This window comes from Psychrobacter sp. (assembly GCF_036731945.1).
Classification (GTDB): Bacteria; Pseudomonadota; Gammaproteobacteria; order Pseudomonadales; family Moraxellaceae; genus Psychrobacter.
This window is the reverse complement of the sequence record NZ_DAINDI010000018.1, coordinates 31,276-46,543: the sequence shown is the minus strand read 5'-3', so window position 1 is coordinate 46,543 and position 15,268 is coordinate 31,276. Positions and strand designations below refer to the sequence as shown.

The window sequence follows — 15,268 nt, the reverse complement described above, 5'->3', positions numbered from 1 at the left end:
AAGGTGGCGTGGTGTTCAATATCGCTGAAACCACGGATGTGCCGATTCGTTATATTGGGGTCGGTGAGTCGATTGATGATTTGCGCGCCTTTAGTCCAAAGCAGTTTGTCGCGGCCTTATTTGAGACCGATGATAAAGAATAGCGCTTGCTGATTTTTTTCAAAGAATAAATAAGTGTCAAAAATATGAGTGTTTAGAGGGAAAAATCATGATAGTTACCATCGCAGCGGTTGAGTCGCACCAGTTGGCATTGATTGCCAGTACGCATGAGCATAGCAGTCCTAAGCTGGTCGAAGTCAATTGGCTGCAGGTGGGTGATTCTTGGCACAGCTCAAAATCTATTCCCAAGCTTAAAAAGCATTATGGGCTTGTCGATGAGGATTTTACCTTTATCGCTCAAAATAATTTAAGCAAAAGCGAGCCTGCTGAGGCGCTACTTTTAGAAGCGCTTGAGCAATTAGCAGCGTATTTTAAAGGTGAGCGTCAAGCATTTGACTTGCCATTAGACATAAGCTTAGGCACTGATTTTCAGCAACGCGTCTGGCAACAGCTGCAACAGATACCGCATGGTAAAACGATTAGTTATGCCACGCTCGCGCAGCGAGTCGGTAATCCTAAAGGCTTTCGCGCGGTAGCCAATGCCAATGGCAAAAACCCCTTTAGCATCATCATTCCTTGTCACCGTGTTATTGCGAGCGATGGCAAACTAGGTGGTTATACTGGCGGCTTAGATAAAAAAACATACTTGCTGACGCTCGAAGGGGTTGAGGTTAAACGCTAAGGTTTTTTTACTAAGCCAAAAATTCTGACTATAAGTTTTTTGGCTATTTAGAACATTTACCGCAGCCGTTACAATCCTTCGAATTTTTAAAGATTACCTTGGTCCATACGTAATAAAAAGATAAAACAACGATTATAAATACCAATAAATATTGTACGAATATATTCATCATTGGGCCTCTAAAATCCAAAAAAACTTCCTGTTACGCGATAGGTGAGCCATGCCATTAAATAAGCCAATACAAATAAATAGCTGGCGATGGCGATGGTTTGTTTTAAAGACTTGGTTTCGCGGCGAATAACGGCTAGCGTAGCTAAACACATCGGCGCGTAAACATAAAATGCCAAAAATGAAAAAGCAGTGGCCAATCCCCACTGCGTATGAATGATAGGAATAAGCGTTTGATTGACCGCTTCATCGCCGACGCTACCGACCGCATATACCGTGCCAAGCGCGGCAATGACGACCTCGCGAGCGGCTAGGCCCGGGATTAAAGCAATACACATCTGCCAGGTAAAACCAATGGGCGCAAAAATCGGCTCAATCATATGCCCAAGCATGCCAGCAAAACTATAATCTATCGCTGGGTTTGTCGCGCCAATCGGGGCGGCAGGAAAAGTCACCAATACCCACAATATTACCGTCAGCGCAAAAATGACTGTACCGGCTCGCATTAAAAAGGCACTCACCTTGTCCCAAAGCTCACTGGCAATATGTTTGATATTTGGCAGACGATAAGTAGGGAGCTCCATCAATAAGGGAAAGGCTGCCGCTTTTGCCGTCGTACTATGAAAGCGTTTGAATAGCCACGATACAAACGCCGCTGAAAAAATACCGGCGATATACAATACAAATAAGGTCATACCTTGTAAGTTGAAAACACCTAGGACGGTTTGATTAGGAATCACCGCTGCAATAATCAGCGCATAAATCGGCAAACGCGCCGAACACGTCAGCATGGGCAATACCGCAATCGCCACAAAACGTTCTTTATGATTGGGAATAGTACGGGTCGACATAACCGCTGGCACCGTACAAGCGAAACCTGACAACAAAGGGATAAATGAGCGTCCAGATAAGCCTACTTTAGACAATAAGTTGTCCAGTAAAAAAGCGGCGCGCGGTAAATAACCTGAGTCCTCTAGTATTAATAAGAATAAAAATAGCAGGGTAATTTGTGGTACGAACACAACGACGCTACCTACGCCAGCAACGACGCCATTGACGAGCAGGCTTTGTAATATCCCATCTGGTAGCCAGTCGACTAACAGCGCGCCAAAACTTGCTACCAACCATTCAATGCCTTGCATCAGCGGCTCTGCCCACGCGTAGACAGCTTGAAATATAATAAAAAGAATCGTTAATAGAATAATGACCCCGATGACGGGATGCAATGCCAAATAATCTATGCGCTCATGCCACTTTGGCAAACGTTGTGCGCTTATCACCGCTCGGCTCAAAATATCATCAGCACTCTTATACATCGCTTGCGTATCAGTGTTAATGTTATTAAAGCCATTATCGATATGATTACCACTGCTATTAGCTTTGAAAAAGCGCACGGGCTGAGCTTTATGCTTTATATGCTCAATAAACTCATCTGCCAAAACCAGCAATTGCTCACAGCCTTGACGCTTGATTGCCACCGTCTTGACGACAGCAACGCCCAGCTCCTTTGATAGTATGGCTTGGTCAACTATCAGTCCTCGGCTTTCTGCTACATCGCTCAGATTGAGCGCGACTATGATTGGCAAATTTAAGCTTTTGAGTTCCAACAGCATTCGTAATGACATCCGCAGGTTAGTCGCATCAGCCACAAAAATTATCCCATCTGGTATCGGCTCGCCCGCCATCTGGCCAAAGAGCACTTGACGCGTAACTTCTTCATCGAGGCTGGTGGTTTTTAAGCTGTAAGTACCCGGCAAATCTATAATATTGACCGTAGCATGCCCAAGCAGTGTGGCACTGCGTTTATCGACAGTGACGCCAGAATAATTGGCCACTTTTGCTTTAGAACCTGTTAGCACATTAAAGGTGGCTGTTTTACCACAATTAGGGGCGCCAACTAAGGCAAGATTAATAGGGCGGGTTTCGGCTTGTGTTTGCGTATTTGGCATTTAGTCAGACATCGCTTATTTATCAAGTTATCAGTCATTAAGGTGCTACAACCTACAACAGCCTTAATATAGCAAGTCAGGGGCAAGTCAGTAAATTAGACGGAATACTTACCTTGAATCTATAGCGATACAGCTGATTTTAATGAGCTCATCGGCGCGTAAGCTAAACTGCGCACCGGTACTAAGTCGCACCGCATAAGGCGGCTTGCCAAACAGACCTTTGGCAACGATTTGAATAGTGGTATTGGGCAGAAAGCCTAAATCTTTGAGTCGTTGACTGATAATGTTATCCATTTCACCAAAGCGCTCATTGGCGATGATATCATCAATAATAGCAGGCTGGTGCTTAGCTAAGTCGAGTAACGAGCATAGATGAGTCGCTTTAGGGTTAAGCTTATGAATATTGACGGCAGTGGCGGTTGGATAAGAGGGCAGAAGGGAGGTACGCATAAAGAATCCTTATCCATTCTTATATGTTAATGATAATTGTTACTGTTAAAATCGAATTATATGCCTCGCTTATTGACGATACAATACCCATAAAGGATGATGCAAATAACAAAAAAAACCAGAGAGTATGACACTGTCTGGTTTTTATTTTTTGCTACGGATAATATGGTTTTTGACGTAAGCTAATTAAATTTGCCAAGGTTTTTTGCTGGTAAATCTTAGACTACTCTCAGACACATTAAGCTACTGTTCAAGCTGCGCCATGACTGCATCGGTAAAGCTCACATTACTATAGACTTCTTGCACATCGTCAATATCTTCTAGCATATCGATCATTTTCATCACTTTTAGCGCGTCGTCGATATTATCAATCTCAGCGCTGGTGGCAGGTGCCATAGTGACTTCGGCATTATCAGAGACAAGCCCTGCGGCATTGAGCGCATCCTTCACTTGACCGAAATTTTCCCATTCAGTAATAACCAGCAAGCTTTCACCATCGTTTTCGATGTCCAGCGCGCCAGCGTCCAAAGCCGCGAGCATGACTTCTTCTTCTAAGCTGATATCGTTAAAAACGATTTCGCCGCGTTTTGTAAACAGATAAGCGACCGAGCCTGAGGTGCCAAGGTTGCCTTCATTTTTGGTAAAGGCATGGCGCACTTCACTGACCGTACGGTTCAGATTGTCAGTCATGGTTTCTACCAGTACCGCGACGCCGCCGACGCCATAGCCTTCGTAGCTGACTTCATCCATATTGTCATTATCATCGCCGCCTGTACCACGAGCAACCGCGCGGTTGATGGTATCTCGAGTCATATTGACTGATAAAGCCTTTTCGATTACCGCACGCAAGCGTGGGTTTTTATCAGGGTCGGGGTCACCTTGCTTGGCAGCAGAAACAATTTCACGAATAATCTTGGTAAATATTTTACCTTTTACCGCATCCTGACGGGCTTTACGGTGTTTGATATTTGCCCATTTTGAATGGCCTGCCATATGACGTCCTTACGTTTTACGGGTTGTTTATAGTGCGTATAAAAAGTTAGTAGACTATACTTTGTTAACAACTTTTCATACTTGATAAGGTATTGTTATTATATGATTGTGCGGTTAATACAGTGTAATAGACCTATCGGCAAGTTAACGATATGTATGTCGTTTGGCGCGCTTTTTTGCTACACTGCTATCTTCTTTGTCTTGAGCGGCTACTGTCTGAGACTATGAAAACCGCTAGTAAAATATTGGCAGTATTATAAACCACTTTAGCGCATTTTGACCAACCTTAGCTTGCCCATATCAGCTTAAAGCGTTCGGTTTTTTATAACCATTGATTTTGTGACTATACCGACTTTATGAAACAACCAACCGCCGAAGCCATTACCCATTTGCGTAACCGCATTCATATCATTATCGAAGGTACGGATACCCGTTTGGGTAAGCTATTTGATATTGTATTGTTGATTGCGATTTTGGCCAGTGTTGCCGTGGTAATGCTCGATAGTGTGCTATATATGCGTTTGCAATATGGTACGCTATTTCGTTATGCAGAATGGTTTTTTACCATTTTATTTACCATTGAGTATATTTTAAGGTGGTTTTCGGCGCCCAATCGCTTTCGTTATGCGTTTAGTTTCTTTGGCATCGTAGATTTATTGTCGGTATTACCCAGCTATTTAAGCCTTGTATTTGGCGGCGTCCAGTATCTGCTCGTCATTCGCATCCTGCGTATCTTACGGGTATTTCGGGTACTCAAGCTCAATACCTACATGCAGCAAGCGGGCTTTCTTGCCTCAGCACTTAAAACCAGCCAACAGAAAATCACGGTATTTTTCTTATCACTAGTCTTACTCGTCACCATTTTTGGTTCGGTTGTCTACGTGGTAGAAGGGCCAGAAAATGGTTTTACCAGTATTCCTATCTCTATTTATTGGGCAGTGGTGACGGTTACGACCACGGGCTATGGTGATATGTCACCAAAAACGCCAATCGGGCAAGCAATTGCATCGATGGTGATGATCACTGGTTATGCGATTATTGCCGTGCCGACAGGTATTTTTACCGCCGAGCTGGCACGTAACATGCGCCCGCAGCTAAACCCAATTGCCTGTCCAAACTGCGGCAAATTCGGTCATGCCGTAGGAGCGGATTTCTGCGATCGCTGCGGCCATGCGTTGCACGTTTAGTAATCTATGTATTCTGCCACCAGTGGCGATAAGTCGATAACCACGCCTAGGTTGACCAAATTCCAATATTGACCTGAAATGGTACGGTCAAGCATCATCGTCGTTGCTGATGGCTGAAACTGACCAAAATACTTTAACGACGTGCGCATTTGGGCAATGGCTTCATGATGAGTTTGGCTGCTGCCAAAATCAAAAGGACCTTGCTGATAAGGTTCTATGGATAAGGGTTTAAGTCCAATCTCTAACCACTCTTGATAAAATTCACCCGGCACGACTTTATCATCATCGCGGCGGATATCAAGGGCAATTAAATCTTGCTCAAGGGCAGTCACATCGCCTTTTAAGGCATGCTTAGCAAAGCGGCGAAATAATTGTACTTCGCTGTCACTATAACTGCGAATACCACCAAAATCATAAGCCACAACGCTACCATCGGTGCGAAAGGCAAAGTTGCCAGGGTGGGGGTCACAGTGCATACGGTATAAACCAAATAGCTGTCCGGCACTAAAATGAAACAGGCGCTTAGCGATCTTTTGCTTAATGTCGTTATCCCAAGTCGCAGCAACAGCAAGCGGCTCACCCATCTCTTCGGTCAAGGTTAAAATGCGTTTGGATGAGTGGCTACTAATCACTTTGGGGATAATTAGTCCTTCATCATCGGCATGAAAGGCGCCAAATACCTGTAGATTGTGCGCCTCTTTAACGTAGTCGAGCTCGTCATGCAAACTTTGGCGAATCTCATTAAATAATTGTTCTTGTAACTGCTTACTCATATTCAGGACGCCAGCTATTTTTAGCGCCATGCGTACTTGTTTTAGATCGCTATCGCAGTTTTCATCAACATCAGGATACTGCACCTTTACCACCACCCTTTGCCCAGACGGCAAAACCGCTCTGTGCACTTGGCCGATTGACGCCGCGGCAAATGGCGCTTCTTCAAATTGGGTAAATAACTCAGCAATAGGCGCTTTTAATTCACGCTCAACTTGCGCGCGTATTTGTCCATAAGGCATCGGCGGCGCGTCTTTTTGGAGTTTTTCTAAAGCGGTCGCCACTTCAGGTGGAAACACGTCTTTATATTGGGAGGCGATTTGTCCCACTTTCATTACCGCGCCTTTCATTTCACCAAGCGTTTCAGCGATTTGCACACCGACGTCTTGCATCAGCGCTGAGCGCGCTTCTAGACGTTTTTCTTCGTCACTTGAGAGGTGCTTTAATGAGTTTTTAGCAGCTTTACCGGCGATACTTGCGGTCATGCCAGCGAGTTTCATAAAGCGTTTTCCGGACGATTTTGCCATTCATATCACCATATCGTGGGTTGTTTTTCATGCGCTCATATTATTACTTTCATCATATCATTGCTGTTTGACTAATGTGCCAAAAGCAACTTGATCGCAACTTCAATGCTAATAGTCGGGTACCTATTTTGACATTATCTTTATATAGATAAAGTACATAGGTAATGTCAAAATCGCTAGATTAGCGGTCTAATTTTAAAGCATAAGTATGGGTTAGCCAATAATCCAATGCCATCTGATAACCCAAATGCCCGAGACCGCAAATCACGCCGACGGCTATATCGCTTAAATACGAATGCTGACGAAACGGCTCACGAGCATGAACATTGGATAAATGCACCTCTATAAAGGGTTTTTGTGTTGCCAATAGCGCATCGCGTATCGCCACTGAGGTATGGGTAAAAGCAGCAGGATTGATAATAATTGCATCTACTTGTGCAGCAGTTTCTGCTAAAAGACCATAATATTGAATCTCATCGACTAGCTTGCCCTCATGATTTGATTGGATACAAATCAGCTCGATGTCGTATTTGGCGGCACGCTCGATCAAGTTTTTCTCAATGTCAGCAAGGGTCGTATGACCGTAAATTTCCGGCTCACGCTTACCGAGCAAGTTCAGATTAACGCCATTGATCAGCAATAATTTATGCGTCAACGTCTTATCATTTTGTTGTAGATTGCTATTTGCTCTTATTGGCTGAGAAGTGGTTGTCATAGTTATAGTTGGCTCTACAATTATTAAGGTAAGTGGATTGCTATTATTAAAAATAAGCGGCGCCGTACTTTTATGACGGTGCCTTTTTGGAATTTTGAGAAAGAAAATACATTAAATATACGATGTTTTAGCCCTTTATCATAACAGTTTGTCAGCATGGTTATAAAAATAACCGCAAAAACTGCCATAAGGGCTAAAAATCATGTGAAAAGTCTTTATGTTGCCAAAAACCCATGCTATGATATTTTTTACGCAACAAATATTACTTGTTTGTTGCTAGCGCTGATATAAGCAAATAATATAATGCTTAAAGTATTTTGATAGCTGCTTATATTGGTGAGGATGAATTTACTATACGCTGATTCATAAAGAGAGTAATAACAGGCTTTATGAGGCGATGATGGTATGTAGAGTAGTACTCTTACATTTTGATTTCATAATCTTCAACCCCGTTTATATGCAATGTCGCAAAGGAATTTGGGGTTAAGTGACTTTTTAGGAAGTAATATTATGTCAGCTCGTGAGCAAGGTATCGTTAAGTGGTTTAATGACTCAAAAGGCTTTGGTTTCATTCAACGTGATAGCGGCGAAGATATTTTTGTCCATTTCCGCGCGATCCAAGGTGATGGTTATCGCTCTTTAAAAGATGGCGAAAAAGTTGAGTTCAGTGTGGTTGAAGGCGAAAAAGGCCTGCAGGCTGAAGAAGTCAGAAAAGTAGAAGAGTAATCGCTACCGACATTAATGCCGTTTGGCTATAATGTCGTTACAAACTACTGATATACTACTAAGTCAAGCCCGTCTGTCTTGCCTATGTTGAATAAAACGCAGCATATTTGGTAAGTTTAGATGTTAGGCTTGGCTTTTTTATGCATGCTTGTTTTATTGTTTGTCTGCTTAGCGCAGATATGCTATTAATGGCAGGCAAATTATACAAAAGGATATTTTTTTGAGTACTTTTAAGACGTTTACCGATTTGCCGTTATCAAATGCCACGTTGCGAGCTGTAAATGATTTAGGCTTTACTGAATTGACGCCCATTCAAGCACAGATATTACCGCATACATTGGCAAATCAAGACGCTATCGGACAGGCGCAAACCGGTACTGGCAAGACGGCAACGTTTTTATTGACTATTATGGAAGCACTGCTTAAGCGTCCCTTTGCTGCCGATGAAAAACGCTATTTGGGCGAGCCAAGAGCCGTGGTGATGGCGCCAACGCGTGAGCTTGCCCAGCAGATATTTGATGACTGTATTGCTCTGACCAAATATACTTCGCTTCACAGCGTTTGTATCATGGGTGGTACCAATTACGAAACTCAGCAGCATGAGCTTGAGCGCCAATATGTCGATATCTTAATTGCGACGCCAGGGCGTTTGATTGACTTGATGCACAAGGGCATGGTCTATCTAGATCGCGTTGAAGTGTTGGTATTAGATGAAGCGGATCGTATGCTCGATATGGGTTTTATCCCAGATATCAAACGTTTGGTCGGCCGTATGCCGCCGAATACCGATCGTCAAAGTTTGCTGTTTTCTGCCACCTTTAACCAAGATGTGATGAATCTTGCCTATCGCTGGTTACATGAGCCAGAATTTGTAGAGATTGAGCCTGAGCATAAAACCAGTGAATTGGTCGATCAGCATTTTTACTTATTAACCGAAGATCAAAAGCTCGCCGCGGTAGAGCGTTTCATCACTGATGAGACAGTAGAGAAGGTGATAATTTTTGCCAACCGTAAAGACCAAGTGAAGCGTTTGTATCATAAGCTGCGTCAGGCGCATAAAACCGTCATGTTATCAGGCGATGTCATGCTTCTGTGCTGGTCGCAACCGATGTGGCAGGACGCGGCATTCATGTAGATGATGTCAGCCATGTGATTAATTATACCTTGCCAGATCAGCCAGATGATTACGTACACCGTATTGGTCGTACGGGACGCGCCGGACAAACCGGTATCAGTATCAGCTTTGTCAGCGAAGACGATGCTTTTAATATCCCAGCGCTAGAGAAGCATTTGGATACCAAGTTTCGCCTTGAGCAATGGCCGGAATGATTTTATTAAAGCAACTTTTATTTTGATAAATACTGCTGCATGAAAAAGCCCTTAACGTCATCATGATGTTAAGGGCTTTTTTTATACGGTAATAAGAACTTGTATACCGCTATTGAGAAGATTCTGGCATAGCTTCATGATGATGGCTATTCATTTGCTGCTCATCTGTCATATTATGCTTATTGTGATTCATAGCATTATCTACATTACCTGAATCATGTGGCATATCATGCATACTATGATCCATCGAGCCATTCATAGCGGGCGTCATCTCATGCTGCATATTTTTCATATTATGATGGGCGGTTGTTGTTGTCGCTTCAGAGGAAGTATTGCTATCGGCCATCATAGCGGCGTGGCTGCCATGATTCATTTGAGCATGCTCACCATGTCCATTACCGCCGCCGTGGCCACCATGCATGCTAGCCATTATCATAGGAACAAAAGCAACCGCTAAACCAGATAACACCATGATAGCGCCATTAATTTGTCTTAAACGCATACGGCCAATTTTTTCACGCAACCAACCAACTGTCTCGTGGGTAGCCACTAACATCGGTACAGTTCCCAAACCAAAGACAAACATCAATGCCGCACCGCCGAGTGGGTTATGAGCAACGACAGCGATAAGTAGCGCACCATAAACCAAGCCGCAAGGTAAAAATCCCCATAATAACCCTGCCGCTAAAGCACGCGGGAAGGTATTAAGTGGAAATACTTTTTGGCGAAGCGGACTAAGGAATTGCCAAAAACGCATGCCGACGCGCTCAAGTTTGGCTAAAAATGGCGCGCCAAGCATGGTGACGCCCACAAAGACCAAGACCAAACCCAATAAGATACGAGGCATACTGTTGCCCGTCATCAACGGCGCTAAAACAGTGGTGCCAACAAGCCCAGCAACCAAACCCAAAAATGCGTAACTGCTTAAACGCCCGAAGTGATAAGTCGCTATCAAAGCACGGCGCTTAGCAGGGCTGACATCTTTCATCGATAAACTAAATGCCGCCACCAAACCGCCACACATGCCTAAGCAATGCGGTGAACCTAAAAATCCCATTAGTAATGCCGCAACGAGTAAAGCTGTGGTCATGGGGGTTTCTCCTAAAAATGGTAAAGGGTGAGCCTGCTTTTATCCTTGCCCTAAAAAAGAGATAAAAGCAGTCAGGTATAAATGAGATATAAAAGGCTAAAGGATTGAGTTTTATTGATAGCTATTTTCATGATAAAGACGATATCAGCACGCAGTGCATCGTTAGCATTCAATCATCGGTTTTGTTAGAGTCTGCTGGATCATTGGTTTGCGGTGCTTGAGGGGTATTCTCGTTAGGCTCATGGGCTTGAATGGTTTGGCGACGCTCTTGGCGATCATCCAAGATGATACGCTGCGATGCATTATCTAAATCTTCAAATTGGTTTGATCGAACCGCATAGCGTATTGCCCAGATAGCGACCACGAACAGCATTAAACTTAAAGGAATTAATAAAAATATACTGAGCATGGCAAACCTCTTTCATAGCAGTTTCTTATATTATACACTTATTGCAAGTGTTATAAATGTTCTATAAATTTCAAAAATAAAACAGTGGATAATGGGGCAATAATAGGTACCTAATGATATTAAGACTAAAATTAAAATTAAGACAGTAAATGCCAGCTGGCTATTGCTCAGTAGGTTTTTTAGCGACACTACCCCTTGGGGTTAATAGTTGCTGCGAGGTCACATCGTTGGCATCACGACAGTTTGCTTGCGGACGAATGACATCACGTAAGTAAGCGGCAACTTCATAAACTGCCCGCCGCGAATGGCTTAAGTTTTGCGCTGGTTCCATCCAATCACGGCGCACCGGTAAGGGCGCGTTAATTGGCGTACTATTAATACCATTTAAAGCAAACTGTCTGCGCGCGCGCGCCATGTGATAGCTGTCGGTGATAAGGTACACATGATACAGAGGAATGCGCTTGGCAGTAAAACGCGCATTTTCACAGGTATTCATACTGGCATTTTCGCTGATAAGCCCGTCAATTCCATGGTCAATAAGCCATTGACCAAGCCAAGGTGCTTCGGCGCCGCTCAGGACGATAGGTAGCGGCAAGTCATGATAAGCGGTTGCCGCTGTACGAGCGCGATTAAGGCTATAACTATTGAGAATAGTTTGATTGTTATTGTCATTGGTCAAGCCGCCGCCCAACACCACATAAGCGGTCGGTGGAGAACTTATGGCGGCAGGTGGCATCTTTGGTAAGGGTAAATGTGCTAAGAGATAAACCACCGCTTGCGAAAATAGCGGGGTAAACAAACTGATAAGAACGAGAATAACGGCCGTTGAGCCAAGCAAAAAAGTGGCATTAATAATACGAAACAGCTTTATCATACGCTCAGCTGAACGTAAATAAGAGCGCCATAAGCGCTTGGACCATGATCGCTTAGACCACATGCTCATCAAATCCAATAGAGCCGTCAGCATTTACCCAAACCGGCTCGCGCGCCAATTCAATCGCAAACTTCTCATGGACAATGTCAGCGATATGCTGCTGCGCTTTTGCCACATCCGCTTGCGTCGCTTGATATGGGCTGTGATTAGTCAACACTAACGCTTGCTGCTGATGGGCGAGTATTGGCGCTAAACCACGCCCCTTTAGACCAGCCTGTTCAATTAACCAGCCAGCTGCCACCTTAACCATGGCATCGGGCATTGGATAGCCAACGATGGTAGGATGGATGGCTTTTAGCGCTATAAATTGCGCTTGAGGAATAATAGGATTTTGAAAAAAGCTGCCGCAATTGGGTAGCTGTTTGGGGTCGGGTAGCTTCTGCTGGCGAATATCTATAATCGCTTGCATGACATCAGCAGGATTGGGCTGGCTACGTCCTTGCTGCTCGGCATAGCGCTGCGCAACCGTCTGCACATCGCCGTAGCTGGCAAGGATTTTGCTGGGATCGGTATGCAGACGAAAACCAACGCGCGTAATCAGCCAAGTATTGGGCGCACGCTTAAAGAGGCTGTCGCGGTAGCCAAACTCACAGTCTGCTGCTGTTAGCTGATGCCAAGTTTGGCTTGGGAGATGATAGGCACGCACATACTCTAGACAGTCTTCTAACTGTACACCGTAAGCGCCGATATTTTGTACCGGCGCCGCGCCAGTCAAACCCGGTATCAGTGCCAAATTTTCTAGGCCATACCAACCTTGAGCAACCGTATGCATGACCAAGTCGTGCCAATTTTCACTAGCCATCACTTCGATATCGACATAACTGTCTGTCTGCGCTGTCACGCTAATACCGCGCATCTGTGGTCGTAAGACAATTGCGTTTAGGCTTGCGGGCAATAAAACGTTACTGCCGCCCGAGAGCACGAACAACGGCTTAGTAGGTGTTGCCTCTTTTCCGTAATCTGCCATAAAGGCATCAAGCTGTGCCTCATCGGTTAAGGTCACGACTACATCTGCCACAGATGCCAATGCCATGGTATTGCTATGCGACAAATCGACTAAATTATCCTGCGATATATTCACTGCAAGATTGGTTGATGTCGCAGGTTGAGCACTGAAATCATAGCGTAAAGCTGAAGTCATAACATAGCCTATAGGGCAAATAAACGAAAAATAATGCGGTGTTTATTATAAAGGATGAGCGGTATAAAAGTAGCAGAAATATAGCACTTTATCGCTAACTATTATTGAGTTTGGCTAAACATTTAGCGCTAAGAACTATTAAACTAAGCAGTTTTCCAGCTTTCAATCCAAGCTTGAGCACTGGATTCAATACGTTCAATCACTTCTTCGAACGCATCGGCGTCCCCTTGATAAGGGTCTGGTACATCGTCGCCGCCGTAGGTTGGGTCTTCTTCACTAAATAATGCCAGTTTGGCAAGCTTGCCATCTGTATCGCTGATACTGTCTTTTATGGCTTGTAGGTCAGCTAAGTTTTGCGCATCCATCGCCAAAATCAAATCAAACTTACGAAAATCATCAGCATTCACTTGACGCGCGACCAGCTTATTGATGTTGTAACCATGGGCTTTGGCGTGGCGCTGTGCCCGCTCATCTGGCGCATGACCAATATGCCAGTCTCCCGTACCTGCTGAATCCACTTTCATCGCCAGCCCTGCAATCGCTGCTTGCTGACGGAAAATCTCTTCGGCGGTCGGTGAACGGCAAATATTCCCCAAACAAACCACTAGAACAGAGGAAGGAGTAGACGCTTTGATTGGCATATAATGACCTTTTATCACAACAAAAAAACATGCTATCAAGACCAGCATGATAATGCGGTTGCTTAGCATGTTATCGAATAAATGAATTGGTGGTTAGCGTAACGGTTAATATCTTGAATGGCAAGAGCAGAGGTAAACAATAGGGTCACGCTAGGCAATAAATAATAGAATACTGCTGTTACTGGCAGCCTTTATTCTTGCTTGTTTTTAAAGCGTTGTAAATCACGACGCTCTTTTTTATTGGGTTTATTATCAGGGCGGGCAAGATTGGCCAGTTTGCGCTGTTCGGCATAGTAGGCGCGGCGCTCTTCGCTTTCCTCAGTTTCAGAATACAGCACTTGGGCGGCAGTTGCATTACCACGTTGGGCACTTAGCGCTTCGACAATCACGGTTTTTTCAGTCATGGCGGTGGCTGAGCCTTGGCGAATACTGAGTTCATCTCCGACCGCAATCTCTTTACTGGTTTTGACACGGCTCCCTGCATAATGTACACGACCGCTTTCGATAGCTTCTTTGGCAAGGGTGCGGGTGCGATAAAAGCGCGCAGCCCATAACCATTTATCAAGACGCATACGTACCGTATCTGGTTGGCTATGGCTTGGCTGATTGTGGTTTTTGTTATGTTTACTCATCAAAACCTCATAAATATCAATAAACTAAGATAATAATGGTGGTTTTTTTGGGAATTAAAAGAGTGATAAGTGATTAAAGTTTTTCAAAATGGGTTTTTATGGTGAATAAGTAAAAAAATTAGCCTTTATTCTGATGTGTAATTTTAATAGCCATTTCTTTAGCGTCATTTGTATGTAAATTCTCTAAGCCGTTTATCACCCCTGTGATGTTTTCTACAGTTTTATTTTGGCTTAATTTAAATTGGGCTTGGATCGAATCGATAGAAAATCTAAAGCCAATAATACCGCGACACATGGCATCAATATAAGCAGCTGGTGCGTCATCTAATGACCAAGGGTTATTGTTTATTACTTCTTGACGCGCGGTCATGGTAGCTAATATCCATTTAAGGGTATCAGTGTCTTCAAGCAGCTTAATTTTAGATTGAATATGGACGCTTTGATAGTTCCATGTCGGCACTTCTTTATGAGTTTCGGCTTTGCTAGGATACCAGTTAGGGCTGATGTAGTGTCCAGAATATTGAAAGATAATTAACCATGAACTGTCTGCTAAAGCCTGTTGGTAAATAGGATTTTTACGACCAAAATGACCATAAAGGTAGCGTTGATTACCTTTAGAATCAGAACGTTCTTCATAGAGAAATAAAGGAATATGACAAGCTTCTATGCCGTCTTTAGTTTGAGCGATAATAGTTGCCAATGGCTTGGCGGTAATAAAGTCGATAATACTATCGAAATTTTCTTCGGCAAAAACAGCAGGGATGTGCATGTGTTTCTCAATATAAGTAAGCGCCTAATCTTGGCGAGATAAGGCGCTTATATTCT

The 15,268-nt window shown here is 43.9% G+C and carries 15 protein-coding genes and 2 pseudogenes; 5 read left to right on the top strand and 12 right to left on the bottom strand.

The window, feature by feature from the left end; translation table 11 throughout:
- Positions 1-143 (top strand): annotated as a pseudogene (locus V7D75_RS05460) (signal recognition particle-docking protein FtsY); the annotation flags it as partial.
- Positions 144-208: 65 nt separating this feature from the next.
- Positions 209-781, top strand: coding sequence for a methylated-DNA--[protein]-cysteine S-methyltransferase (locus V7D75_RS05455; protein WP_333613736.1), 573 nt, complete (start codon positions 209-211; stop codon positions 779-781).
- 179 nt (positions 782-960) lie between these two features.
- Here the strand turns inward: V7D75_RS05455 and feoB are convergent, their stop codons facing one another.
- The 3 genes from feoB to V7D75_RS05440 all read right to left on the bottom strand — a co-directional run bounded on the left by feoB (position 961) and on the right by V7D75_RS05440 (position 4,341).
- A complete protein-coding gene (feoB, locus tag V7D75_RS05450; RefSeq protein ID WP_333613735.1) occupies positions 961-2,898 on the bottom strand; it encodes a ferrous iron transport protein B in 1,938 nt (645 codons plus the stop codon).
- Positions 2,899-3,006: 108 nt separating this feature from the next.
- The gene (locus V7D75_RS05445) at positions 3,007-3,348 is read right to left on the bottom strand and encodes a FeoA family protein (RefSeq protein ID WP_333613734.1); all 342 of its coding nucleotides are present in this window, start codon (positions 3,346-3,348) and stop codon (positions 3,007-3,009) included.
- Positions 3,349-3,591: 243 nt separating this feature from the next.
- Entirely contained in the window at positions 3,592-4,341 is a 750-nt protein-coding gene (locus V7D75_RS05440) for a YebC/PmpR family DNA-binding transcriptional regulator (RefSeq protein ID WP_333613733.1), read from the bottom strand.
- 356 nt (positions 4,342-4,697) lie between these two features.
- On the opposite strand from V7D75_RS05440, the gene V7D75_RS05435 reads away from it, so the two are divergent.
- Positions 4,698-5,528 (top strand): ion transporter, encoded by an 831-nt coding sequence (locus V7D75_RS05435; RefSeq protein WP_068405178.1) that lies wholly within the window; start codon positions 4,698-4,700, stop codon positions 5,526-5,528.
- Here V7D75_RS05435 and V7D75_RS05430 read toward each other — a convergent pair.
- Positions 5,525-6,826, bottom strand: a complete 1,302-nt coding sequence (locus V7D75_RS05430; RefSeq protein WP_333613732.1) for an ABC1 kinase family protein — start codon at positions 6,824-6,826, stop codon at positions 5,525-5,527. The genes V7D75_RS05435 and V7D75_RS05430 overlap by 4 nt on opposite strands.
- A gap of 181 nt (positions 6,827-7,007) precedes the next feature.
- Positions 7,008-7,541, bottom strand: coding sequence for a type II 3-dehydroquinate dehydratase (gene aroQ, locus V7D75_RS05425; RefSeq protein ID WP_333613731.1), 534 nt, complete (start codon positions 7,539-7,541; stop codon positions 7,008-7,010).
- Between the two features lie 510 nt (positions 7,542-8,051).
- Here aroQ and V7D75_RS05420 point away from each other — a divergent pair.
- Both V7D75_RS05420 and V7D75_RS05415 read left to right on the top strand, forming a co-directional pair.
- Positions 8,052-8,267 (top strand): cold-shock protein, encoded by a 216-nt coding sequence (locus tag V7D75_RS05420; RefSeq protein ID WP_068405185.1) that lies wholly within the window; start codon positions 8,052-8,054, stop codon positions 8,265-8,267.
- Between the two features lie 220 nt (positions 8,268-8,487).
- A pseudogene (locus tag V7D75_RS05415) lies at positions 8,488-9,596 on the top strand (DEAD/DEAH box helicase).
- A 109-nt stretch (positions 9,597-9,705) separates the two neighbouring features.
- On the opposite strand, the gene V7D75_RS05410 reads toward V7D75_RS05415, so the two are convergent.
- The 7 genes from V7D75_RS05410 to V7D75_RS05380 form a co-directional block, all read right to left on the bottom strand.
- Positions 9,706-10,686: a sulfite exporter TauE/SafE family protein gene (locus tag V7D75_RS05410; protein WP_333613730.1), complete on the bottom strand. Its 981-nt coding sequence runs from the start codon at positions 10,684-10,686 to the stop codon at positions 9,706-9,708.
- Positions 10,687-10,855: 169 nt separating this feature from the next.
- Positions 10,856-11,095 (bottom strand): cbb3-type cytochrome oxidase assembly protein CcoS, encoded by a 240-nt coding sequence (gene ccoS, locus V7D75_RS05405; RefSeq protein WP_144296254.1) that lies wholly within the window; start codon positions 11,093-11,095, stop codon positions 10,856-10,858.
- Positions 11,096-11,255: 160 nt separating this feature from the next.
- Positions 11,256-12,032 carry a YdcF family protein gene (locus tag V7D75_RS05400; protein WP_333613729.1) on the bottom strand — a complete coding sequence of 259 codons (777 nt, stop codon included), beginning with the start codon at positions 12,030-12,032 and terminating at the stop codon, positions 11,256-11,258.
- Positions 12,022-13,170 carry a UDP-N-acetylmuramate dehydrogenase gene (gene murB, locus V7D75_RS05395; protein ID WP_333613728.1) on the bottom strand — a complete coding sequence of 383 codons (1,149 nt, stop codon included), beginning with the start codon at positions 13,168-13,170 and terminating at the stop codon, positions 12,022-12,024. The genes V7D75_RS05400 and murB overlap by 11 nt, the downstream gene beginning before the upstream one ends.
- Positions 13,171-13,313: 143 nt before the next feature.
- Positions 13,314-13,811: a low molecular weight protein-tyrosine-phosphatase gene (locus V7D75_RS05390; protein WP_333613727.1), complete on the bottom strand. Its 498-nt coding sequence runs from the start codon at positions 13,809-13,811 to the stop codon at positions 13,314-13,316.
- Between the two features lie 191 nt (positions 13,812-14,002).
- Positions 14,003-14,443, bottom strand: coding sequence for an RNA-binding S4 domain-containing protein (locus V7D75_RS05385; protein WP_305935305.1), 441 nt, complete (start codon positions 14,441-14,443; stop codon positions 14,003-14,005).
- 118 nt (positions 14,444-14,561) lie between these two features.
- Positions 14,562-15,212, bottom strand: coding sequence for an FMN-binding negative transcriptional regulator (locus tag V7D75_RS05380; RefSeq protein WP_333613726.1), 651 nt, complete (start codon positions 15,210-15,212; stop codon positions 14,562-14,564).
- Positions 15,213-15,268 lie beyond the last annotated feature (56 nt).